Source organism: Loigolactobacillus jiayinensis (assembly GCF_003946445.1).
GTDB classification, from domain to species: domain Bacteria; phylum Bacillota; class Bacilli; order Lactobacillales; family Lactobacillaceae; genus Loigolactobacillus; species Loigolactobacillus jiayinensis.
The window spans coordinates 1-23,877 of sequence record NZ_RHOF01000052.1 but is presented as its reverse complement, the minus strand read 5'-3'; the positions used below and the strand labels follow the sequence as shown (position 1 = coordinate 23,877).

General features: G+C 41.8%; 18 protein-coding genes and 1 pseudogene. 12 read left to right on the top strand and 7 right to left on the bottom strand.

Annotated elements, in window-relative coordinates; all coding sequences use genetic code 11:
• Positions 1-404 precede the first annotated feature (404 nt).
• Positions 405-1,844, top strand: coding sequence for an FAD-binding oxidoreductase (locus EKM80_RS11815; RefSeq protein ID WP_125553467.1), 1,440 nt, complete (start codon positions 405-407; stop codon positions 1,842-1,844).
• 312 nt (positions 1,845-2,156) lie between these two features.
• Here EKM80_RS11815 and EKM80_RS11810 read toward each other — a convergent pair whose 3' ends face one another.
• From EKM80_RS11810 to EKM80_RS11790, 5 genes are read right to left on the bottom strand one after another with little or no spacing between them, the layout of a single operon-like run.
• Complete coding sequence (locus EKM80_RS11810) at positions 2,157-2,483, bottom strand: DUF202 domain-containing protein (protein WP_125553465.1); 327 nt, start codon at positions 2,481-2,483, stop codon at positions 2,157-2,159.
• A gap of 36 nt (positions 2,484-2,519) precedes the next feature.
• Positions 2,520-3,365 carry a PTS system mannose/fructose/sorbose family transporter subunit IID gene (locus tag EKM80_RS11805; protein ID WP_125553463.1) on the bottom strand — a complete coding sequence of 282 codons (846 nt, stop codon included), beginning with the start codon at positions 3,363-3,365 and terminating at the stop codon, positions 2,520-2,522.
• Between the two features lie 2 nt (positions 3,366-3,367).
• Positions 3,368-4,222 carry a PTS mannose/fructose/sorbose/N-acetylgalactosamine transporter subunit IIC gene (locus tag EKM80_RS11800; RefSeq protein WP_125553461.1) on the bottom strand — a complete coding sequence of 285 codons (855 nt, stop codon included), beginning with the start codon at positions 4,220-4,222 and terminating at the stop codon, positions 3,368-3,370.
• A 32-nt stretch (positions 4,223-4,254) separates the two neighbouring features.
• Positions 4,255-4,749, bottom strand: a complete 495-nt coding sequence (locus tag EKM80_RS11795) for a PTS system mannose/fructose/N-acetylgalactosamine-transporter subunit IIB (protein ID WP_125553459.1) — start codon at positions 4,747-4,749, stop codon at positions 4,255-4,257.
• Positions 4,750-4,762: 13 nt separating this feature from the next.
• Positions 4,763-5,197, bottom strand: a complete 435-nt coding sequence (locus EKM80_RS11790; protein ID WP_125553457.1) for a PTS sugar transporter subunit IIA — start codon at positions 5,195-5,197, stop codon at positions 4,763-4,765.
• 276 nt (positions 5,198-5,473) lie between these two features.
• On the opposite strand from EKM80_RS11790, the gene EKM80_RS11785 reads away from it, so the two are divergent.
• On the top strand, positions 5,474-7,993 hold the full coding sequence (locus tag EKM80_RS11785) for a PRD domain-containing protein (RefSeq protein WP_125553455.1): 2,520 nt from the start codon (positions 5,474-5,476) through the stop codon (positions 7,991-7,993).
• Between the two features lie 167 nt (positions 7,994-8,160).
• Here the strand turns inward: EKM80_RS11785 and EKM80_RS11780 are convergent, their stop codons facing one another.
• Positions 8,161-9,351 (bottom strand): NAD(P)/FAD-dependent oxidoreductase, encoded by a 1,191-nt coding sequence (locus tag EKM80_RS11780; protein WP_225418875.1) that lies wholly within the window; start codon positions 9,349-9,351, stop codon positions 8,161-8,163.
• Between the two features lie 248 nt (positions 9,352-9,599).
• Between EKM80_RS11780 and spxB the strand changes: the two genes are divergently transcribed.
• The 3 genes and pseudogenes from spxB to EKM80_RS11765 all read left to right on the top strand — a co-directional run.
• Positions 9,600-11,357: a pyruvate oxidase gene (spxB, locus tag EKM80_RS11775; protein ID WP_125553450.1), complete on the top strand. Its 1,758-nt coding sequence runs from the start codon at positions 9,600-9,602 to the stop codon at positions 11,355-11,357.
• 106 nt (positions 11,358-11,463) lie between these two features.
• Positions 11,464-12,375, top strand: coding sequence for an FAD:protein FMN transferase (locus EKM80_RS11770; RefSeq protein ID WP_125553448.1), 912 nt, complete (start codon positions 11,464-11,466; stop codon positions 12,373-12,375).
• Between the two features lie 69 nt (positions 12,376-12,444).
• Positions 12,445-13,191 (top strand): annotated as a pseudogene (locus tag EKM80_RS11765) (PAS domain-containing protein); the annotation flags it as partial.
• Positions 13,192-13,355: 164 nt separating this feature from the next.
• Here EKM80_RS11765 and EKM80_RS11760 read toward each other — a convergent pair.
• Complete coding sequence (locus tag EKM80_RS11760; RefSeq protein ID WP_125553444.1) at positions 13,356-14,216, bottom strand: FAD synthetase; 861 nt, start codon at positions 14,214-14,216, stop codon at positions 13,356-13,358.
• Positions 14,217-14,439: 223 nt separating this feature from the next.
• On the opposite strand from EKM80_RS11760, the gene EKM80_RS11755 reads away from it, so the two are divergent.
• The 7 genes from EKM80_RS11755 (at position 14,440) to EKM80_RS11725 (ending at position 23,579) form a co-directional block, all read left to right on the top strand.
• Positions 14,440-15,309 (top strand): helix-turn-helix domain-containing protein, encoded by an 870-nt coding sequence (locus EKM80_RS11755; RefSeq protein WP_125553442.1) that lies wholly within the window; start codon positions 14,440-14,442, stop codon positions 15,307-15,309.
• A 489-nt stretch (positions 15,310-15,798) separates the two neighbouring features.
• On the top strand, positions 15,799-17,337 hold the full coding sequence (locus EKM80_RS11750) for an ABC-F family ATP-binding cassette domain-containing protein (protein ID WP_125553440.1): 1,539 nt from the start codon (positions 15,799-15,801) through the stop codon (positions 17,335-17,337).
• A gap of 298 nt (positions 17,338-17,635) precedes the next feature.
• Positions 17,636-18,289 (top strand): serine dehydratase beta chain, encoded by a 654-nt coding sequence (locus EKM80_RS11745; RefSeq protein ID WP_125553438.1) that lies wholly within the window; start codon positions 17,636-17,638, stop codon positions 18,287-18,289.
• A 20-nt stretch (positions 18,290-18,309) separates the two neighbouring features.
• On the top strand, positions 18,310-19,200 hold the full coding sequence (gene sdaAA / locus EKM80_RS11740; RefSeq protein ID WP_386699666.1) for an L-serine ammonia-lyase, iron-sulfur-dependent, subunit alpha: 891 nt from the start codon (positions 18,310-18,312) through the stop codon (positions 19,198-19,200).
• A gap of 194 nt (positions 19,201-19,394) precedes the next feature.
• Complete coding sequence (locus EKM80_RS11735; protein WP_225418874.1) at positions 19,395-20,471, top strand: hypothetical protein; 1,077 nt, start codon at positions 19,395-19,397, stop codon at positions 20,469-20,471.
• Positions 20,472-20,866: 395 nt separating this feature from the next.
• Positions 20,867-22,663 (top strand): hypothetical protein, encoded by a 1,797-nt coding sequence (locus EKM80_RS11730; RefSeq protein ID WP_225418873.1) that lies wholly within the window; start codon positions 20,867-20,869, stop codon positions 22,661-22,663.
• Positions 22,664-22,733: 70 nt separating this feature from the next.
• Entirely contained in the window at positions 22,734-23,579 is an 846-nt protein-coding gene (locus EKM80_RS11725) for a fructosamine kinase family protein (protein WP_125553432.1), read from the top strand.
• Positions 23,580-23,877: the final 298 nt, after the last annotated feature.

The window sequence follows — 23,877 nt, the reverse complement described above, 5'->3', positions numbered from 1 at the left end:
TTTAAAGAAAAAGACGAGAGGCTTTTCTATTTACACATAAAATTTGACACTCTCTGACTGCTGACCAACCTGAATATTAGTTAATTAAGCGCTAATAAAATAACTGTGTATAACAATAATTATCAATTAATCACATTAACTAGTGGACAAAATATAATAAATTTTATATAGTAATACTTGTAAACGATTACAAAGCTAACTGAGAAACAGACGAGTTGATCCGTGTTTCTGAGTGGCTGAACCATTTTAGATAGCGATGTAAACTAACAACATAAATTTCAAAAACTATGTTGGACGGTTGAGCAGATTTGAAAATGACGACATTAGGTTATGTACGGAATTAATGTGCCCCTTTTTCAAACGTGTGTTGATCGTTCGTTTATATTTTAGAAAGTGTGATAAATATGACCTATGCACGTGTAACTGAAAAAGATGTTAAAGCATTAGCGGATATTGTGACGGTTGAACGGGTGATTTATCCGGCGACAGTCCATTATGATCATGATCAATTCAAGCAGGTACGCAGTTTGCCTGATGTGGCGGTGCAGCCGGAAACGAATGAAGAAGTAGCAGCTATTTTACGCTATGCCAACGAGCGACTGATTCCAGTGACTGTTCGGGGGAACGCCACTGGTTTGATGGGAGCCAACGTACCAGTTGAGCATGGTATCGATATTGATATGATCAAAATGAATAAAGTGCTAGATTATGATCCAGATGATTTAACGCTAACTGTTCAGAATGGTTTTCGAATTCGCGATATTAACGAATTTTTGGAGGACAAACCATTTACTTATATTCCGGCGCCAGCCATGAAATGGGCAACGATTGGCGGGAATGCTAGTACCAATGCTGGCGGAATGCGCGCCGTTAAATATGGCACCACGCGTGAACATATTCGGGGGATCACGGTGGTAATGGTCGATGGGACGATTCAACATTTTGGCGGTAAAACAGTTAAAAACAGCTCAGGTTATGATTTAAAGGACGTCATTATCGGCAGTGAAGGGACTTTGGCGGTGATTACCGAGCTTGTTTTACGTTTAATTCCACGACCAACCGTTAATTTAGATGTGTTGGTACCATTTGTGGACGTTAAAAAAGCGATCAGCGTAGTACCAAAGATTCTGCGCGCTGGCTTAGTGCCAACAGGCTTGGAATTTTTCAGCCGTGAAACCGTTGAATACTGGGAAAGTTACGCGCACCAGCCATTTATGGATCATACTGGCGGCGGTTATTTACTGGTCACTTTTGACGGCCATGATGGTACGGTGGTGCAACGTGACCTTGATCGGGCCATGCAAATTGCTCGTGATAATGGGGCCCTAGCGCCAGTTTTAATGGGGGATGAAGCGCATCGAGTTGCGGTTTGGGAGACCCGCAATCAGTTGTTAACGGCTATTCAGCAAACCACAACGCAAATCGATGAAGTCGATATTGTGGTGCCGATCAGCCAGATTCCTAAAGTGTTGGACAAGGTGGCTGAATTACAGGAACAAGAAAAAGTTAGCATGCCAAACTTCGGCCACGCAGGTGATGGTAATTTGCATATTTATATGCGTAAAGATGATTACTCGGATGATGAATTTGCCCACAAAGTGGACCGTATTATTCGCCAATTATATTCAACTGCCAAAGCTTTAGGCGGTGAAATGTCTGGCGAACACGGTATCGGCTTTGCCCGCGAACCTTATTTTGAAGCCTATTATGGCAAGGATAAAGTGCGTATTTTGCAATTGGTCAAGGATGCTTTTGATCCCAACCATATTCTGAATCCGCACAAAGTATTCCCAATGGTGGGCGCCAACAAGCAGGCTAACCGGCCACTGACGCTAGATGATTAGCGTGTAGTTAGCTGAATGGAAATTGGAGTAGGTTAGAAATTAATTTATGGGGTAAAAATGCCGCCGCTCAGGTGAAAACTTGAGTGACGGTATTTTTTATCTACAAATAATAAGAATCCATCTGTTATTGGAGAAGTGGACCTATACCAAATAATAGTTAGTTTTTAGTACTAACTTAACGATAGAAGTAGTGAAACTGCAACGTATAAAAATCCACCACTCAAAATTAATTTGAGTGGTGGACTGAAAAACTAGGTAAGATAAATCAATTCGACGATCATAATCTGATTGTCTGCGGTACTAAGTGCATAATCATTTGTGTTTGGAGCTAGAAATAGAACATGATTTTTTTTGAAAATAGTCAATTTTTTTATCGAAATCAACGATAATTTTATGAATGTTTTGTTGCCCTTTCCAGCCAGTATAACCAAATATTAGCATTCCTAGCGATCCTAGTACAAACAAGATAGTGCCGAAAATACTAAGCCATAAACTTTGATGATGAAAGAAGTAGATTAGGACAATTCCGACTCCACTGATAATTGTCCAAAGCTGAAACCAGTAGCCCAAATTTCTAAGCATGTGTTTTTGATAGATAATTTCTTGTTTGTAGCCTTTTTCCATTTCTTGAATTGTCATTTTAATATCCTCGCTTTCATCTTTATTTGTGTCCTTTTAATATGAAAGCCCTGGATTGAAGAAGCCTAGCAGAACACCAATAAGTGAAATCACGACGAGAATAAGCATTGTCCAAATTGCTGATACGTGTTTCTTAGTCATTAGCCACCAGCAGAATAAAGTTATGAGGACAGTTAGCAGTCCTGGATAAATGCTGTTTAGTTTATCTTGAAGGTTCAGAAATACCTTACCGTTGGAACCGTATAATTTAAGAGAAGTTGTAACATTTACCCACGAGGCTAGAACACCACCAACAACCATACTGCCAACAATTCCAATTGCGTGGCGAACAGCAGCACCTTGTTTACCAACTAAGAAACTAACTGCCTGACCACCAAATCGATAGCCACGGAAGTATAGGAAACGTTGACCAAAATAAGCGATTAACACCCAGGCTACAATATAGAAGATAGCGCCGAGTGGGGAACCACCAGATGACATACCTAAAGAAATACCAAGGAGAATTGGGATAAGGGTGCCATCAATCAGCGAATCACCAATTCCGGCGATTGGGCCCATAAGCCCTGCACGCATATCATTAATGGTTTCACCGTCAATTTCCTTACCATTGGCACGAGCCTGTTCCATACTAGCAGTGATACCAACAATAACTGTGCCTAACATTGGATTGGTGTTGAAAAAAGCGGTATATGCTTTAATTGCTTTGACTTGATCTTCATGTTTAGGATACAGTTTTCTGAGAATTGGCAGCATAGATGCCATATAACCAAAGGTCTGCATATGTTCTTGAGAAAAGCAAGTTAAAGCGCCCCAAAACCAACGATGAAAAGATTTTGTCAGTGTTTTATGATCAAGTGTGTGTGAATTATTAGTATTTTCCATGATCAAATATCCTCCTCAGCGTTTTCGTCACTTGGCCCATCAGCGGTAGTTCCATTAGTTGGTTTTGATCCTCTGGACATTTCAAGTTCATATACAATAACTGCAAACATTAGTGAAACCACTGTAACGGAGACTAAGTTCAGATGTAATGAAGCAGCTAGAGTGAAACCTACAAAGAAAGGAATAAAATCAACTACACGGCCAATGATTTGACGAAGTAAGATTGCAATCCCAACACATGGCAACATACCACCAACAGTGAACAGCGTCTTCATAGCAATTCCGTCCATAGGTAAGGCAGTTTGTAAAGCAGTTACGGCTGTGGCACCGTAATAGGTGAGCAACATTGTTGGTAAAAATGAGAAAAGTGCGTGAGAAACCCATGGCCACCCGAAGTTGACTGCGGTCAACTTATCGAGCTTGCCATTGTGTACATCTTTCCAACCAAATGATTGCCAGACTAGATTCATGGTAGCGACTGCATAGTAAAGAACGGTCCCAACAGTCCCAACTAATGTTCCGACTGACTTAGCAAGGTTGGCAGCACTTCCGCCAAGAGGATTTAACCCTTGAGAGGAGATAGCGACCATTGCTAAAGGAATCCCAATATAAGAAATCGCACGTACATCAGCTGAAACTGTGCCACCTGGTGTAACGAGTGCAATATAGACTAATTGCATCGCAACCCCACAGGCAATTCCTAACTGAAGATTTCCAAGAACAATACCGCATACAAGACCACCAACTAATGGACGACCAATGGTGTAATTACCAACTGCTTGGCCAGCCATACATGAGTTAGAACATAAACAAGCAAATAGCCCTAAAATAGCTGCTTGTAGCCAATTAATTGTCATTTCTATATACCCTCTTTTTTACAAATCAGTTGTTAATACCCGAATTTTGACTTGAACTTACTCCAGCTGCCTAAGCGTTGATCTGGTAATAGTGCAAATTCTACTTTATAGCCATACTTTTCAATTGCTTCTAAAGCGTCACCTTCTTCTTGAGTAAACGATTGATTGTCGCCTAATTTAATTGCATTCTCTCGATCGTTACCTGGCCCTACGATAATGGTTTTAATGTCACCAGGTGTGAAATCCATATCAACTAGAATTTTTTTCATATCTTGGGGATTTTTTGTAATCAAAAAATATTTAGTTGCAGAGTTCAAAACTTTATCTTTTACATGTTCAAAATGTTCAAGTGTCCAAACAAATGTCTTTTTTTCGGAAGCAGCCTTGTATGCTTCGGACAAAATTGGATTGTTAGCTGCCTTATCATTGATGGCGATAATGCCATCACAAGGATATTCCTTACCCCAACGAACTGTAATTAGTCCGTGAATCATACGATCGTCAATCCGTACAAATGAAATTGCCATTATTAACCCCTCCTTAAATATCTTCATCAGAAGATTCTGATGGTGTTGATACATTGAAAAACTTAACTGCTTCAATGCCTCCAGACATTATCTTTGCTTTTAACTCAGCGTCTTCCATCGTGTCTTTGGACATCATTGCTGCCAGTGCCATTGGAAAGTTCATGCCACCAGCTATGAGGCTATTGTGTAACTTATTATATTTGTTCAGAACATTGCAGACTGTTGTGAGTGGGCTGCCGCCAATAATGTCAGCTAAAACAATAAACTGTGCGTCAGTTGGAAAATTTTTAAAGAGCGTCTCAAAACGTGTTCCAAAGGTTGCGACAGATTCATCTGGTTTTAATCCAATGGCAATAACAGAATCAACCACATCACCAGCGAACATGCTTAAGGTCTGTTTCAGCCCGTTTGAAAAGTCACCATGACTAACGAGTAGCAAATATTTCATTTGATTGCTTCCCTTCCGTAAAATTTATAATTGTATGGTTTTACAGAAAAGTGGTAATAATCATTCAATGAGGAACCATTCTTTATGCACCGTACTGTATTTGCCATTACTAAGAAACTCCTTTCTGAATAGTTCAAACTATGTAAAGCGCTTTTATAAATGTACTGGACTAAACATTGGTCAACGCTTACAATGTTCATATTAAGCACATAAGGACAAAAAGTCACTCAAATGTTGTGCTTAATTATTGCTAATAGTGCTTAAGAGGTGATGTTATTGAATGCAATAGAAAAACTTTACACAGCGATTATGCATCGATTTCCTAATGAGCGTATTACGACTGCTCAGGCTGCTAATATCATTGGCCTGACTCGGGGGGTAACTAGTAGTTATTTATCAAAGCTAGAAAAGCAAGGCAAATTATTAAAAACAGGAAGCCGCCCTGTATATTGGCAAATCAAGCGTGAAAAGTCAGCTTTTGATAAACTGATTGGTTTTCGTGGCAGTTTAAAGAGTGATATTCAGCATGCTATAGAAGCAATTGTTTATCCAACACACGGGTTGCCAATTTTTATTACGGGTCCTCAAGGTGTTGGTAAACTAGCGTTTGCACACGCTATTTACCATGAGGCGATACGGCGGCAAGTACTCAACAAAGAGGCAATTTTCGAGTCCATTGATTGTGCGAATTATAAGGATCAGCCTGACGCATTAAAAAAAGAACTACAGGCCGCCGTTCAGCATTTTGTTGTTGGAGAAGTACCTAAAAGTGGGTATTTATATATTAAAAATTTACAAGAATTGCATACATCAGATCAACGTTATTTTGTTGTCCACGCTAATCAACAAAAAAATACAGATATACGCTATATTTTTTCAGCGACAACTAAGAAAATCAATACTGGCAACGTATATTTTAAAAGTGCAGCAGTTCAGATTGATTTAATCCCACTTAGTCACCGTCCTCTTAATGAAAGAATTGCATTTGTTGCCATGTTTTTTCAACAACAATCTGTTCAAATTGGCAGAGAAATAATTGTCTCTCCACACGAACTCGTTAAACTAGCCACATTTGAGCATCTCAATAATATTAGGGGACTTAATAATCGAATCCAATTATTATGTGCCGAAGTGTATGCCAACACGCCAGTAAATGATCAATTAATCATTGGTGAAATGGTTAAAGATCCAATTCATATAGCGCCAAATCAGCAACTATTGCAAACGAGTATAGTGGCTCTAATTACTAGTGCATTACAACTTGGGCCTACAACTGATGCTTTATTTAAGCAACTTTTTGATTCACTCCTTCGTGGAGAAACTATAATTGAACAAAATTTTTTTGTACTTAAGGTGCTTAAGCAAATAGATACTACAACCAGTGAGTCACTGTTAACGTCGTTTGCACAGACGCTTAAACAAATTTCAAAAAAGTATATCACCCATCGTTACGGGGTTAACTTTCCAAATGATAATATGTTCTGGCGTAATGCTGCTTTGGCGTTTGTATTCGCAAATCTTTGTAGCGATAACCTACCAGTCACTAAGACAGTCCATAAGCTTCAGGCTGAAATTAAGGACCGCTATCCAAGAAGTTATTATTTATTCAATCAGTTATTAGCTAAGGTAGCCCCTCAGTATTCGCAAAATGTTTATTATTGTCTGCCATTTTTTATACTTATGACACAATGTACGGAAAAAATAGAGTCGGTACATTACAACGCAATTTTACTGGCACATGGTGAGAATACAGCATCAAGTATTCAACAAGTCGTTAATACGTTATGCGGTAATTACTTTTTTGAAGCTTTTGATATGCCTATTGATGTTTCACTAGATAAAATTAATTCTTATGTACGTGATTACTTAGCCGATCAAGGGCCGTCTCCGAGAGAGAATATTGTTTTGTTCGATATGGGTTCTTTGCGAGAAATGTTTAGAGAAATTAAAAAGTTATCTGATCAAGAACTCTTAGTTGTTAATAATGTTACAACCGCCATGGCACTTGATATTGGACTTCGGATTCAACGCAATGAAGCATTTCAGTCGATTGCTGAAGCCAGCAAAGCGTATAGTTCAACTACTGATGCGCAATACTATGAAGGATTATCGAATAAAAAAAATATTATTGTTTCCTGTATGTCTGGGGTTGGTCTTTCGAAGGAACTTAAAAAATTGATTGAATCAACACTATCGCCATCATTGGAAGTCATCGCACTTGATTACAAGCAGCTACACGCGTTATTGAAAAATCATGATCGTCAATTTTTCTCAAATACTCAATTGATCCTAACTACGACAGATGTTAGTGGGGATATAGGAGTTGATATCATGAATATTTATAATATTTTTGATAAGGCAACTTCATTAAAATTACAAACAACTTTGTTGAACACTGGTGAAAGCCAAGATTCAAGTGATTTGTTGATTGATCGGTTGTTACGATTTTTATCAATTGAAGGTATTCGTGGACGTTTACAGATTTTGAATCCAGATATTGTTATCCAAGAAAGTCAGGATATTGTATCTCACTACGAAGACTTTTATAATGTAAAATTTGAACCGAGATTAAAATTAAATCTATATATGCATTTATCGCTTATGTTTGAGCGAATGATTATGAGTACTAAAAATTCTAAAAATATGATAAAAAAAGAAACGCTATCTAATCAAGAACGAGATTTCTTTTCACTATCTAGTGGAACCTTTCAACCAGTTGAACAAAAATTTAATATTAAAATCCAAGATTATGAAATTGAATTATTATATCAACTCCTTAAAGATTTCATTTTTTGAGATAAAAATGCCGCCACTCAGGTGAAAACTTGAGTGACGGTATTTTTGTTGACTCATTAAATTTAATTTAGCGCATTAGTGTTTTGAACAGGGTACTGCTGCTGATTTTTAATCTCTTGAATTACAAAAAAATCACCATCCAATTACGGATGATGATCATCAATCTTCTATAGTGGTATGCGGCCGTACTTAACCAGTGCTTTAACGCCGACTTGTTTGAGTAAGGAACGGTCATCGATGACCCGCTTCATAAAGGCTGCTTTGTAGCCGCGTAGTTTGTGGTCGCCGAAAATTTTAGCGACGCCATCTTTACTGCCAAGTGCTAACACAGTGCCAAGGTCGTTGAATACGAAATCTTGGCGGGGTGCGCCTTTGAGATCAGCTGCAATATTAGCCGCTGCGGCATCGGCCATTTGGAAGGCAATTTGACCAGTAGCGGGGAATGGGTAAGGCTTGCCAGGCTGGCGAACCGCCGCAACGTCCCCGAGTAAGAAGACTTGCGGATCGTCTTCGAGGCTGAGTTCATCGCTGACCATGACCCGGTTACGCCGTGATTCGAAATCGGAGTCGCCGATAACGTGGCTGCCGCTGACACCAGTGGTCCAAATTAGGGTGTTGGCGGTGTAAGTTTGTTCTTCAGTGATAACTTTGTTGGCTTGAACTTCTTTGATTGGTGTGCCTGTGCGCAAAGTGACGTTATGATCACTTAACCAGTGTTTGACGTAATCAGTTAATTCGTCGTCAAACATCGGTAAGATCATATCTTTAGCTTCAATACATTGAATTTCGATTTTATCTAAAGGAACGTGATAATGCTCGGCTAATTTTGGCAGCCGGTTGACCAAGGCGCCCATGAATTCAAAGGAGGAGAACCAAGCACCACAGACGATGACACGTAAATCGTCAGGATCTTGGCTGGCTTGATAATTTTGGAAACGACCTTCGAGGTGCTTTTTGACAGCGAGGGCACTTTTAACGTCAACGATTGGTAAGGCAAATTCGTCAGCGCCGGGGATGCCATAAGTTTCTGATTCAAGGCCGAGGGCGACAACTAAATAATTATAAGTTAATTGTTGGCCATCAGCAAGATCAACTTGCTTGCTGGCACGATCGATTTTAGTAACGGTTGCTTGGATAAAATTCACTTGCGCCGGTAAGTTTTCTGGCAGTGGTAAAATAACGCTTTGTGCGCGCCGCGTACCGGCGGCGACTTCTGGCAGTGAAGTTGTTTCATAGTGATAGCGATTGCGGTCGATTAATGTAATTGCTGCATCGAGTTTTTGTTGCGCGAGAACTTTAGCTGCTCGTAAGCCGGCATAGCCTGCGCCTAAGATTAAAATATTGGTCAAAATGGCCACCTCCATAATGTTAACGCTTCATTCAAGACAACGTTATAACAATATGAATAAAATGTAAAGTAACAGATTTTATAATCTATATAAAAATTGATGTCAATCAATTTTTATTGGCACCGCTTCCTTTAAAATGGGGCTATAGATAAGTTAATTGTATTTTTTGATAATAAATCGTTTACATTTTCGAAAAAACCATTATACTTAATTTATAAATTAAAAAATAACTTATTTGTTTTAGGAGGAAATCACTAATGGCTGATGTAACAAAAATCAATGCAGCTGATGCTGTGCTTAAAGTAATTGAAGAATGGGGCGTTGATCATATCTTCGGTTATCCAGGTGGCTCTTTTGACGATGTCATGAATGCGCTTTACGATCGTCAAAACACAATGAAATTTATTCAGGTCCGGCATGAAGAGGCTGGCGCATTATCCGCGGCTGCTGAATCAAAATTAACTGGTAAACTAGCTGTTACAATGGGTTCAGCTGGTCCTGGCGCCGTTCATTTATTAAATGGTTTATATGATGCTAAGCATGACCACACACCAGTTTTGGCGTTGGTTGCTCAAGTTCCACAAGCACGGATGAACATGGACTTCTTCCAAGCAATTGATGAAGGCCCAATCTTCGATGATGTCGCTGTCTTTAACCGTACAGCAACAACTGCTGAAGGGTTACCAGCTTTGATCGATACTGCAATTCGCCAAGCTTACAAGTACAAGGGTGTCGCTGTTGTTATCATTCCTAAGAACTTAGGCTGGACAGAAATTGCTGACACATTTGAATCAACTGCTAAGAATCATTTAGCACCACTTTACCCACAACCAGATCCAGTGGCAATCGATAAAGCTGTTGAAATGATCAAGGCTGCCAAGAATCCAATGGTTTACTTTGGTATCGGTGCTAAAAACGCTGGCCCTGAATTAAAAGCTGTTTCTGAGAAATTCAAATTACCATTAGTTTCCTCAGTTATTGCTAAAGGCATCGTTGAAGACACTTATCCAGCTTACCTTGGTTCAACTGGCCGTCCTGCTGGTAAATCTGGGGTTGAACCTGGCTTCAGCACTGACTTGATTCTCTGGGTTGGTAATGATGTACCGTTCAGTATTTTCCTATTTAACAAACGGGCAAAAGTGATCCAAATTGATATTGATAATGAAAAATTAGGCAAACGTCATCATATTGATTTACCAATTTTGGCTGACGCAAAAACAGCTTTGGCTGCTTTAGCTGCTAAGGGTGAAGAATTAGAACCATCAAACTTCTTCCGCGCTGCTTTGGCTAACCATAAAGACTGGCGTAAATGGCAAGCAAGCTTTGCCAAAGACACAGAACAACCATTACGTCCAGAACCAGTTTTCGCCGCAATTAATAAATACGCTGACGACAACGCCGTTTATGGTGTCGATGTTGGTAACATCAACATTAACTTCATGCGCTTGATCGACTTGAAGCCTGAACAAAAATGGACAACATCTGGTCAGTACGCAACTATGGGCTATGGCTTACCAGCTGCAATTGGTGCCAAAGTCGCATTCCCAGATCGTCAAGTCTTCAGTTTAAGTGGTGATGGTGGCTTTGCCATGATGTCACAAGAACTTTTGACGGCTGCTAAGTATCATTTACAAACGATCAACGTAGTCTTCAGTAACGAAACATTAGGCTATATTGAAGCAGAACAAGAAGATGACACACATCAACCACTTTCTGGTGTTGATTTGATTGATAATGATTGGGCTAAGGTTGCTGAAGGTATGGGCGTTAAAGGATACACGATCCGTACATTTGACGATATTGATAAAGTCTTTAAGGCTGCTGTTGCTGAAGATGGCCCAACGCTGATCGACGTGAAGTTGACCCACGACATGCCATTTACAACGCAACATATGTTCATTGATCCAGCATGGCAAGATCCTGCTAAGATCAAAGAATTCGTTACGAAATACCAAGCAGAAGACCTGAAACCATTCAGTGCTTATCTAAAAGACGCTGAAGCTGGCAAGTTATAAGCTAAATAAGGTTATTGTAAAAAGGTTTGGTGCGTGAGTTCCAAGCCTTTTTATGTGGTTTTACGGGCTAGATATGAGTAAGTTTAAGTGAAAAGGGAGCCAAGTTATGGTGCAGGCGGTACGGGAAGTTCATATGATGGGAACAATCATTCGGTTACAAATCAACGCGGCAGTACCTGAGCCGTTGTTAGATGAGTTAGTGCGGCGGTTAAAAATTTATGAGCACCGTTTTAGCGCTAATGCCGATGATTCAGAATTAATGGCGATCACTCACCAGGCTGGGCTTAAGCCAGTTGTAGTCAATCCTGAACTATATGAGCTGATCAAAATTGGCTGGCACTATAGCGTGGCTGCTGATAGTAATTTAAATATTGCTATCGGGCCACTGGTACAGACTTGGCGTATTGGGTTTACTGACGCTAAGCTGCCTAAGCCGGAGGAAATCAATGCTGCGTTAGCCAAAATCGATCCGCACCAAATTATTTTGGATGATGCACAACAGTCGGTGTTTTTACAGCAACCGGGGATGGCTATTGATCTTGGATCATTGGCTAAAGGGTACATTGCCGATTTGTTGATCGCCTATTTACGGCAGCATGACGTCACGTCAGCGTTGGTCAATCTAGGCGGTAATGTGGTGACGATGGGACCGATGCTGCAGCACGATGATCAAATGTGGCGTATTGGGATTCAAGATCCAGTGCAGCCGCGCGGGCATTACAAAACAGTAGTGCGGGTACGCAACCAATCTGTGGTGACCTCAGGTATCTACGAGCGTAGTCTACAAGTTGGCGGCCACATGTATCACCATATTTTAGATGTTAGAACAGGTTATCCACTGAAAACCGACTTGGCCAGTTTGTCGATTATTTCGACTAAGTCAGTGGATGGCGAGCTGTGGACAACACGCTTGTTCGGCCAGTCACGCCAAGCCATTATGCAAAAGTTAGCTGAGTTACCGGGGATCGACGGCATTGTAATCATGAAAGATGGGACGGTCTATTCCTCGTTGGATTAATTGCGTTTATTGAAGGGAGAAAGTAACATGAGTGAAACAGAAAAAAACAAACAAAACGGTACTGAACTCGAAGACCTAACTGCTTCAGGTAAAAGTAGAACAACTATTGAAGGCGTTGATATGAACGCTGACGATTGGGTTGAACAGGCAGCCGCTAAGACTCACGCTGCTGAGGGGGAAGATTACGTTAAGCTTGATCGTGGTGTTTTGACGGTCAACCAGCTGAACTACTTCTTGAACTCGATGCCAATGGAATTAACTTATGCCGATGACAACAATCAATTCTTGTACTATAACCATATGGACGATCATGATGATATGCTAGCACCGCGTTATCCCAAGCAAGCTGGCGATCCATTGTCCGCTGTCCATCCACCACGCGCCGTTGAACACGTCCAGGAAGTTATCAATATGTTACGGACTGGCAAAACTGATGTCGTTAGAATGCGGGTACCATTCACTGGGCCAGATGTTTTCTTAATGCATTATTACAAAGCAATGCATGATGAAAATGGCGACTACGCAGGTGTTAACGAGTACGTGTTGGACTTAATGCCAACTATTAAATGGTTCTTAGCTAAAACTGGCCAAAAATTAGTTGATGATCCCGATGCAATGTCTGGCGCTTCCTTACGTGACAAGCCACAAGCTGATGGCGGCTCCAGCGCTTCAGTCTCTGATAAAAAAGAAGAAAAAGTCGACGAAACTTCTGGCGCTTCCGTAAATGAAAGCGAAGAAAAGAAGCCAGTTGTTGAAGAAAAGCCTGTAGCACAACCACAAGTTGATGAAACATCAGGCGCTTCAATTAACGACTAATCAGATAATCACTCGAATTTTGCGGATTTAACCTAGTTTGACAATAGGCGGTAAGTGATTCGTTTGGCAAATAGCATTAAGCGCAGAAATTAGGTCGATAAACATTAAACGCCCTTAGTTGCACTGATAACAGTGTGGCTAAGGGCGTTTTGCGTCGATAAGACCTATTTAGTTGGATAAGCACCGAGTCTACTCACGGGCAACTGCTGTGGTTGCTCAAGCTTATTTAACCACGCTAGCGTAACGATTTCACCAAAAATTGGCTGGGTTAGTTCGCTGCTGGTTAGCTGGATTTGCTGATCAGTATGGGTGCTTGGTACTGTTACCTGAGCGTCATACCAATGCTGGTTAAAGTGCAATTTAACGACATATTGACCAGCTGCCGGTAAACGGCTAGTAGGGGTGACTTGCAAGGCAATATAGGTAGCACCGTGGAGTACAACGGCTTGCGTGGTGTAAACGTAGCCGAGTAGCTGGTTGGCTTGTTGCAGGTCGCCACGATCAAATAGTGTCCGAATGCGACTGGAGCTAATTTTTAAAGCGGCCGCTGTTTCCCGTGAAACAATTGTGACCGTAAAGCGTTGCTGGGCATAGTTTGCTAGTTCTGTGACTGGTGCGGGTTGATTGCCAAAAGTGTAGTCAAAGCCAGCCACCACGGTTTGCGCCTGTAAACCAACAAGGTATTGCTCAACGAAGTTTGCCGGTGTTAAGCTGGCAAAAGCGCTGGTGAAATCAATAACATACAAAATATCGACGCCGAGCTGAGCTAAAATTTTTTCTTTTTGGGCTAAAGTTGACAAATAAGTGTTTTCTGGATAATTCAATTGACGAAAAACTAAACGAGGATGCTGGTTGAAAGTCATGACCGCCAGTGGCAAATGTTGTTGCTGTGCCACCTCACGACCGCGTTGGATCACAGCTTGATGACCGCGATGAACGCCATCAAAAAAGCCGAGGGTCAAGACGCAAGGATTAGTTGTGAGTTGTTGTGGTGTGTACGGATGATGAATATGAACAGTTTCCATTAAAAATTGCCTCCAAGTAATGCGCTTACAATTAATTGTGTTATAATATTTGTATATCCTATTCGTAATATAATTATACTATATTATATAGAAAATGGTAACTAATCGCTGAGCAGGGCTAAATTTGCTGGTAACATATTATTAATTATAGGGCAGCAGTGGTAATATGCTCATTAATTAGCATATAATGTGGGAACTAAAAAAATTAGGATTGTGATGAAAAATGAATATTGCTTATTTTGTTGAGACCCGTAAAAAAATGGGGCTGTCACAGAAGGAACTCTGCGATGGTGTCTGTACCCAGGCGACGTTAAGCCGCTTTGAAAAGAATGGCCAAGTTCCAGCCATTAAGATTTTGATCAAGTTATGTAATCGATTGAACTTAAGCTTAGCCGACCTTTTTCCAAAAGTTGAACAAGCGAGTAGCGCCTTAAATCAAAAAATGGGCGACGCGGAATTTAAATTGATCACGATGGATTATACCCAAGCACAAAAATTGCTGGCAGAAATCGATTTTGCTAACATCGATAATGATGATCAGCGGTTACGCTACCTATATTTACAAGGTTATCTGACCACGTTGTTGGAGGGCGAGACCACTGATGCGCTGTTTGCTTTCAGTCAAATTCTAGCTGCTGATGCTAAAGATTATACAGTGATCTATAATTTGCTGGCGTTGACTGGATCTGGGATGATCTACGCCGGCAAACAAGAAAATGAAAAAGCTGATTTCTATTTTAATCGGGTGCTTAAAGAAATTTACGACTACCGCATTCGAACGGCGACTGATGTTTGGCGTGTGCTGAACATTGTCTATAACTGCGGTAAATTTTACTCTGATGTTAAGGAATATGAAACAAGTGATGCATTATTAAACTATGCTTATGAGATTTGTGCGGACAATCACGTCACATATTATTTGGCGCGGGTGGCTTTTCGTTTGGCGAGAAACAAGCACGCCCAAGGCAAAGAACTCGCTGAGATCTGCGATTACCTCAACGATGCACGCGCGTTCGCCAAATTAAATGGTAATGTTCACGAACTGAAAGCAATCAAGGCTTACCAGCAAAAACTGGAAGCTGCAGAAAAATAGTTCAAGTTGCTTGCATTTGATATACGGGATGAGTAAACTACCTTCTTATCGCTAGCGTTAGCTTTTTTACAACTAGCTCAGCGAAAACGTGCTTTTTACAAGCACTCTAAGAAGGTGATCGGATGCTTTTACAAACTTTGATGGTATTCGGTGTGAGCGTGATTTTGGTTAGCTGGTTAAGTGTACCGACACGGTCGCAGCGTTCAGCAGGTAAGAAAAATAACTAGTGACTTTTAGATTTGGAAGCTTCTGCTACTGCAGGGGCTTCTTTATTTTCAGGAAACCCCTAGTTTGACCGTACTTTTCATCTATGTTAAGGTTATTTAATTGTGGATTAGATTCTGCGGTGTATTTATTGCAGTTAATCTAATGAAAATGCGGTAAAAAGTAGTACTGAGTCGGTAGCCGACTTAATGAAAACGTGTTTGAAAGCCAGATTTATGAGTGGCTTTTAAAACACCCTCTAAAAAGGAAGAAGTGTTGATCACCATGAGTGTACTGACAGTGGAAAACCTCAGTCAGCAGTTTTTGGATAAAACATTGTATGACGACACAGGTTTCGCCCTGAATCAGGAAGATCACATGGGTATTATCGGCCAAAATGGGGTCGGTAAGAGTACGCTGATCAAAATTATTACTGGACAAATCTTGCCGGACAATGGCAAAATCACTTGGAAAAAGCACGCGAAAATTGGTTATTTGGACCAATACGTTAGCTTAACCGCCAAGCAATCGATTTTTGAATTCTTGAAAACAGCTTTCAGCGATTTATATGAACTAGACGCCCAAAATGCGCAGATCTATGCAGATTATGCGACTAATCCGGATGATGATTTGTTGGCCAAAGCTGGCCACAATCAGGAAATTCTTGAAGCGCGCAACTTTTATGAAATTGAAACGACGATCAATCAGGTGGCAACTGGCCTGGGTATCGATGCTTTTGGCTTAGATACCAACGCCAATGAGTTATCTGGTGGCCAGCGTTCACGCGTTATTTTAGCCAAATTATTGCTAGAACAGCCGGATGTATTGCTATTGGACGAACCGACTAACTATTTGGATACCAACCATATTACGTGGTTGATCGATTATTTAACCGATTTTCCTAGCGCGTACATTGTTATTTCCCATGATTACGATTTTCTTGGTCAAATTTCCAACTGTATTTGTGATATCGAATTTGGTAAGATCACTAAATATCGTGGCGATTTGAAGCAAGCGTTACGCCAGAAAAATGATAATAAGGAAGCTTATTTGAAGGCCTACGCCACGCAACAAAAGAAAATCGAGAAAACGAAAGCTTATATTCGTAAATATAAAGCTGGTAGTCGTTCAACCATGGCCAAAAGTCGGGAAAAGCAATTGGCGCATATGGATGTTTTGACGCCGCCAGGTAATTTACTGGAATCGCATTTTGCTTTTCCATATGAACCAAGTGCAGTACGGATGTTGCTGGAAGTCAGTGATTTGTCCGTCGGCTATGAGAAACCATTGTTATCGCCATTTAACTTCTCGATCACGCAACCAGAAAAGGTGGCACTGACTGGGTTTAACGGGATTGGTAAATCAACGCTGATCAAAACGTTATTAGGAATCATTCCGAAGTTAGGCGGCGAGTTTACCTTTTCCGCAACGACTAAAGTGGGCTATTTCCGCCAAGAATTAGTCTGGGAAGATTCGAAAAACACGCCTTTGCAGATCGTGCAAGCAGCGGCGGAAGGCATGACGCAGCGTAAAGTGCGGCAGTCATTGGCCCGTGCTGGCATCGAGAAAGATAACGTGGACAAGCCAATTAAAATGTTAAGTGGTGGCGAGCAGACTAAGGTTAAACTCTGTCTGCTAATGCTATTTCCAACTAACTTGTTAATTTTGGACGAACCAACCAACCATTTGGACGATGGCACGAAAAAAGCGCTGGCGGCAGCCGTACGCGACTTTGAAGGTAGTGTTTTGTTAGTTACCCATGAACCTGGGTTCTACGACGGTTGGATCGACCGTGTGATCGACATTGAAAAATTGCAAAACTAAAAAACGGCCTAATTATTCTAGCTGTTAAGGCACTAAAAACTCAATCAGACAACTGCTGAACCAACGCGACTATAAGCGTTGGTTCTTTTTGTCTAATTCTTAGAATTTAGCTAGTAAAATTCATGCACCCCTCATCAATTATTGTTACGATAGCGATAGGAAATTAGCGTGCTTAAAAACGAAAAGTAAATTGGGTTTTATTATCAATTTTAGTAGCAAAAAATTGGGTAACGTAACTGCGTAGCTAGTACGCAAAATTTAAGTGTTTTTCTCAGCATACTTTGGAAGGTGGTCCGTCATGACGGCAAATTATAAAAGTGTTTTTGATATTATTGGGCCGGTAATGATCGGGCCATCGAGTTCACATACAGCCGGAGCGGTGTCAATTGGTCATGCGGCACGGAAGATTTTTCGGGCACCAGCAACTCAGCTAACGGTACGCTATTACGAATCATTTGCGCAGACGCATCGCGGACACGGAACTGATTATGCGTTGGTTGCTGGTGTGCTAGGGTTAGCGCCGGCAGATCCGCGGGTACCAGATGCTTTAACTTTGGCCCAGCAACAAGGGTTAACGGTGCAATTTATTGAAATGGCTGGGGCTAGTCCAATTGGTCATCCCAATACGGCAATTCTAACGTTAAGCAATGCGCAGAAAACAATTGAGGTAGCTGGTTGTTCAATTGGTGGCGGGACGATTGAAATTCGGCGAATTGCGGTGGATGGTTTTGAACTAACACCACGAGGGCCGTTGCCAATTTTACTAGTTTGGGGCGCGGCAAATAACGATCAAATCATTCAAAATAAGCTGGCTAAAATGACTAATATTATTCAGCAAAAGCGCTACACGCACGCCAAGCGGCAACTGGTGGAGTTTGATCTAGAACGCAATTTGCAGCAGCACGAGGTAGCAAGCTTACAGGCCAGTGGTGCTGAATTGGTTTATATCTGATGGGGGACGCAAAAATGCAAATCTATGCAACAATCGCTGAATTAGTGGCAGCAGTAACTGCAGAAGATGTATCGTTGTCGGAACTGATGATTCGTCAAGAGGTGGCCAACAGCGGCAGTAGTCGTGCTGATATTTGGGCAGCGATGGAACACAATTTGGACGCGATGGCAGCGGCGGTTAAGCGTGGCAGCACTGGTGCGGGCGCTTTTTCCAAAACAGGCTTAACTGGCGGCGAGGCGATTAAATTAAAGCATTATCGGGCCACACATCAAAGTCTGTCCGGTGATACGATGTTAGCCGCGGTGCAAAATGCCATTGCCACCAATGAAGTTAATGCCGCAATGGGCGTAGTTTGTGCAACACCAACTGCTGGCGCATCGGGCACGTTGCCAGGGGTTTTATTTATGCTACAAGAACGGTTGAAAATGTCCCGTGAACAAATGGTTCGCTTTTTATTTACAGCGGGTGCTTTTGGCATGGTGATCGCTAATAATGCGATGATTGCTGGTGCGACTGGTGGCTGCCAAGCTGAGGTCGGCAGTGCATCAGGGATGGCGGCGGCCGCGGCAGTTGAAATTGCTGGTGGCACGCCAGCTCAATCAGCGGAAGCACTCGCAATGGCGCTTAGTAATTTGCTCGGCCTGGTTTGTGATCCTATTGCTGGTTTGGTGGAGCTGCCTTGCGTGAAGCGTAACGCGATCGGCGCCACCAATGCGCTAGTCGCAGCAGATATGGCACTAGCGGGCTTGACCAACAAGATTCCAGCGGATGAAGTGGTCGGTGCTATGAAAAAAATTGGCGAAGATATGCCGCAATCGCTGCGGGAAACAGGTCAGGGTGGCTTAGCAGCAACACCAACCGGCATCAAAATGAAGCTGCGTATTTTTGGCCAAGACCGCAATCTGGAATAGCAATAGCGGCCACCAACAAAATTAGCGCTTAGCCTTTTTGACCACAACGTTGGCGCATCAGCCGTGCGTTAATTTGCGCGGCATTTCTAATTTATAAGCGCTGTCTTGTTGATAAAGCAGGACTTACGGCTGATTGACGCGCTGATAGCTGACTGGTAAAGTTAGTCCTTAATTACAGTAGGATTAAGGGGCTAATGTTGGTGAGAGATTTAATTTCAGATCGGAAATTACTGAATACAACGATGTGGGTGTTACTGGTCGGCGTTGCACTTTTTGGGAATGCACCATTATTTGTGGTGATCTATTGGGCGTTTGCGCTATTCATGGTATTACGCGCGGCACAAGGCCAATTTCCACGCAAAATCAAAACGACGATCGTGCTGGCTTACTTATTACTGGCGGTGCTGCAAAGTATATTTGCGGCCAATGCAGTGGATGCGCCGCACATCAATTTGTTAACGGCACTTTTTAGCCGAATTTTCGCAGCGGCATTCATTTTATTGCCCTTAGCGGTGGAGCGTATTGTCATTGTCAGTAAGCGAACGGATTTTTATTTACCTTCCGTTAGGGCCATGGCCACGATCAGTTTTGAACAGCTACAGGCTAACAAACAACTGATCAGTCGGTCACTGCAGGGAGTCGGTAAAATCAAACAGACATTATCCACTGATAACTTGAAGGAGACCTTCGAGGACCTGCACCGCCATAGCTCAGTGAAATACATTAATGATGGCTCCTTGACCGACGACTATTTCGAGTTGGTGGCGCAATCGTTGGCGGATCCGTACATCTATTTAGTTATTTCCAACACCGGTAGCAGCGCCAGTGAGATTATCTCGTTGTTCACGCAAAAACAGTATAATCACGCCTCGTTAAGTTTTGACGCTGATCTAAAAACCATTATTAGTTACAATGGTGGGGAAAAGGTGTACCCGCCAGGTCTTAACGCTGAAATGGTCGAGGCATTCCATAAAAAAGATGACGCGTCCGTCCTAGTTTATCGGTTACCGACCACTAGGGCACAAAAAAAGTTGATCAGTGATCAGGTGCGCGCAATCAACACGACTGGCAGCGCCTATAATCTGCTAGGATTAGTGACGAAGCACTCTTACCGGCCGAACATTATGTTTTGTTCGCAGTTTGTCTACCGCATGTTAAAAGTGGCCAAGCTGGATTATTTCGACAAACCTGCGGGTGATGTGCGGCCAACGGATTTTATCGAATTAGACTACTATAAAAAGCTGGATTTTTGTTATGAAATTAAATTCTAAGCGTTGTGAAAAGCTGCTGGTTAGAATAAATGACTAATTTTTACTTTTTTCAATCAGCGAGAAAAGTGAAAATTAGTTTTTTCGTTTAAGAATATGGCGCTATCTGAGTCAGCTGCACGCTGATTTGGCAATAGTTACTGGCTGGCGGATGTGTGCAACGTTTGCGGATAAGGGTAAAAGTAGATGCAAAATACAAATTTAGTCGCTTGAACCACTAACTTTTATCTCAATTGTGCGTCATTTTTTTAACAATTTGGCAAAATTTAGCGTCTTGAGTTGATGCCGCCGGCTGAATGCATTAGAATTAGGCTAAACAGCTTATTTTTGTAAGCGATTGATGTGATCGGTGCACGCTCGCAAAAGTGGGTTTCTTCAGGGTGACTTGAGGATTAATCATGAGAATGGGGATGGAGACAACGAGTAAATCAACAGATACAGCAAGCACGGCCAGCGATGTCACGCTTACGGATATCGTCAACACGCGTTCGGCTACTGAAAATCAGCTAGCTGATTTGGAGAGTCAACTCAAGGCTGTTAAAGATGAGTTACGCGACCAACTCTTTACCGAGCGGAAAATGCTACTAAATCAGATCAACAAGATCGTGCCGCAGATTGAAGCTTTAAAGGAAGATAAGCAGAAAGACCAGCAGTCAGTTGCAAATCTGCAAGGTGACGTGGAAGATGAGACGACAGTGCAGTTTGCCAATACGAAGCAGCAACGGCAACGGGCACAGGATCAGCTGTCCAACGTTGAGCAGCAACAGGCTGATGTGGCGGACTCAATTGCTGAATACGAGAAGCAAGCAGATGGGGCTAAGGAAGAATTAGCCGGCTATGAACAAGAAGAAGCCGACATGGTCGAGAAAATCAAGCAAGAGACTGATTTAGCGACGATGATTTCTTTGGCTGAACAACAAAAGAGTCACGTTCAGGTTTTGAATGCTAAAAAAGACGATATCAAGCGACAGATCGAAGTGGTTGAGGTCAAGTTGACCAATGCCCAGACGCGCCAGTCTGAATTACCAAAAGAAGTCGACAATATTAAGTCCAAGCAAAGTGTTTTGGATGAACAATTAAGCAAGCTACAAAAAGACATCGACGCTAAGCAGGCTGACCGCGAAAAGGCCCGTCAAGCTGCTGAACGGCGGTTGACCTCAACACAGAGTGCCTTAGATAACGCGCAAAATCGTCATCAACAGTACACGACGCAACTAGAAAACACGAAGCAAAAGTTGGAGCATTATTTCCAAGTGACGGAAAGCGTCAATGAGATTGTCTTGGATCAGGATGCACGCTATTTTGTGTTCGAACGTAATTTAGAGCGGAAACCTGACGATGCCCGTCAAGCAGTCTTAAAGGCAACGGCAGCAACATTTGACCAGGCCCAGGTGGCACCAACCTATATTACTGTTGATTACAATGATTATTTGGCAGCAACATGGAAAAACTATCAGCAACAGGGCTTACTCGCGCCTAATGCGCAATTGCTGAACTTATATCAATCGTTGCAAGACAGCGACCAGCCACAAGCATCAGCGGATAACATTATTCCGCAGAATGATGATTGGCAATACACTAAGGATGAGGCGACTCATTCTGAATTAGTTCGCGATCAGAATAATCAGCCAGTCATGCAATTGAAACGCCGCGACGATGATACGCTGTGGTTTGTTCTTTACTACAGCCAAGGTAAAGTTATTAAGCGCGATGTCTTTGACCTAGAAGGCCAGTTATCTGCAACCCAGTACCTTGACCAAAATAATGCTAACCGTGTTGTCAGCGAGAATTTCTACCGGACTAACGGTAGTCTGGTCTTGGTCAAGGAGTACAACGAAAATGATAAGGAAACGATCCAGCTATTGAACGAAGCTGGCGTCTTATTAGAAGTTTTCTCAACGGAAAATGAATTGATCATTTGGTGGTTGAAGAATATGGTCTTCACTAATAATCACAGTCAAATGCTGATCAATACTGCCAACGACTTCTATACTTATTTAACCGAAAATAAGCCGGAACAAGTTGACTTGTTGCCAGTAATTGCTGATCTAACCGCACAAGCAACCTTAGCTAATGATATTTTGACCGGTAAGGCCGGTGTGCGCAATCTTTTCTTAGTACAACAAGCAGATTACGAAAAAGTCATCGAAACTAGTCAAATCTCATTGAACGCCAGTGTCCTTGGTGCTAAATAAATCAAATCAAAGTTAAAGCCACCTATATAGCTAGGTGGCTTTTTACTATTATCATAAGGAGGAAAATACGATGTTGAGCAAAAGCTGGTTAGTTCAGTTGCCAGTAGTGGGAATTCAAGCAGTGAAGCCGGTTAATGGTGGTGACATCAACCAGGCTTATCAGATTCAAACACAGCAGCAACGCTACTTTTTAAAAGTACAGCCGCAGCAGTCGCCGCAATTTTTTGTCCATGAACAAGCTGGCTTACGGCTACTAGCACCGGTTATACGTGTACCGCGGATCATTGCCAGTGGTGAAATTGATGGCGATGCCTATTTGCTATTGGAATGGTTAACGCTAGGGCACGGGGATGATGCGGCTCTTGGCCGTGCGGTGGCGCACCTCCATCAACAACACGCCGCTAAATTTGGCTTGGACCATGATTTCACAGCAGGGAAAATACCTAAATATAATAGTTGGCAGTCAAATTGGGCGGATTTCTATATTGAGCAACGATTAAACGTTTTGGCTGAATTAGCGCAGAAAAATCATTACTGGAATGACTTCCGCGCGCAAAAGCTGAAACAGTTGGAACAACGAATCGGTAATTATTTTTCTACGGTCACAATTGTCCCCAGCTTATTGCATGGTGACTTATGGGCTGGGAACGTGAATTTCTTGGTAGATGGCACACCTATTTTGCTTGATCCAGATGTATTTTACGGTGACCGAGAAATGGATTTAGCGATGACCAATTTATTTGGGGGCTTTTCCGCCGCATTTTATCACGCCTATAATGAAGTCTATCCATTACGTACGGGTTACACGCAACGAATCGCTTGGTATCAGACCTATTACTTACTGGCCCACCTTAATTTATTCGGTGAAACCTATGGTAATGCACTGGATCAAGCCTTATTACAAGCAACGAAATAGTGCATGTTCATGCGAATTTTAATTTTTTATGAATTAATGCTTGACGATATTTTAAAAACGTAGTATATTATTTGAGTTATCAAATTTAAGTGTTCACAGCGATTGATTTAAGTCTTTCAAATGATTTAAAAAAAGTTGTTGACAGAAACATTTAAACTTGGTATAGTATAAAAGTTGCGTATCGCGCTTCACCAGTTAAACACTTATGAATATTTATTCAAAAAGTTCTTGACAAGCTTTGCCAGTCATGATAAACTGATTAAGTTGTGTTGAGCAACAAAGTAGGCCTTTGAAAACT

What these genes read in the sequence shown, in the direction of transcription:
- EKM80_RS11800 (WP_125553461.1), bottom strand. Translation starts at nt 4,222, where the DNA reads ATGACAATTAATTGGCTACAAGCAGCTATTTTAGGGCTATTTGCTTGT.
- EKM80_RS11750 (WP_125553440.1), top strand. Translation starts at nt 15,799, where the DNA reads ATGAGTGTACTGACAGTGGAAAACCTCAGTCAGCAGTTTTTGGATAAA.
- spxB (WP_125553450.1), top strand. Translation starts at nt 9,600, where the DNA reads ATGGCTGATGTAACAAAAATCAATGCAGCTGATGCTGTGCTTAAAGTA.
- EKM80_RS11805 (WP_125553463.1), bottom strand. Translation starts at nt 3,365, where the DNA reads ATGGAAAATACTAATAATTCACACACACTTGATCATAAAACACTGACA.
- EKM80_RS11735 (WP_225418874.1), top strand. Translation starts at nt 19,395, where the DNA reads ATGTTGGTGAGAGATTTAATTTCAGATCGGAAATTACTGAATACAACG.
- EKM80_RS11795 (WP_125553459.1), bottom strand. Translation starts at nt 4,749, where the DNA reads ATGGCAATTTCATTTGTACGGATTGACGATCGTATGATTCACGGACTA.
- EKM80_RS11745 (WP_125553438.1), top strand. Translation starts at nt 17,636, where the DNA reads ATGACGGCAAATTATAAAAGTGTTTTTGATATTATTGGGCCGGTAATG.
- EKM80_RS11815 (WP_125553467.1), top strand. Translation starts at nt 405, where the DNA reads ATGACCTATGCACGTGTAACTGAAAAAGATGTTAAAGCATTAGCGGAT.
- EKM80_RS11755 (WP_125553442.1), top strand. Translation starts at nt 14,440, where the DNA reads ATGAATATTGCTTATTTTGTTGAGACCCGTAAAAAAATGGGGCTGTCA.
- EKM80_RS11810 (WP_125553465.1), bottom strand. Translation starts at nt 2,483, where the DNA reads ATGACAATTCAAGAAATGGAAAAAGGCTACAAACAAGAAATTATCTAT.
- EKM80_RS11790 (WP_125553457.1), bottom strand. Translation starts at nt 5,197, where the DNA reads ATGAAATATTTGCTACTCGTTAGTCATGGTGACTTTTCAAACGGGCTG.
- EKM80_RS11770 (WP_125553448.1), top strand. Translation starts at nt 11,464, where the DNA reads ATGGTGCAGGCGGTACGGGAAGTTCATATGATGGGAACAATCATTCGG.
- EKM80_RS11760 (WP_125553444.1), bottom strand. Translation starts at nt 14,216, where the DNA reads ATGGAAACTGTTCATATTCATCATCCGTACACACCACAACAACTCACA.
- EKM80_RS11730 (WP_225418873.1), top strand. Translation starts at nt 20,867, where the DNA reads ATGAGAATGGGGATGGAGACAACGAGTAAATCAACAGATACAGCAAGC.
- EKM80_RS11725 (WP_125553432.1), top strand. Translation starts at nt 22,734, where the DNA reads ATGTTGAGCAAAAGCTGGTTAGTTCAGTTGCCAGTAGTGGGAATTCAA.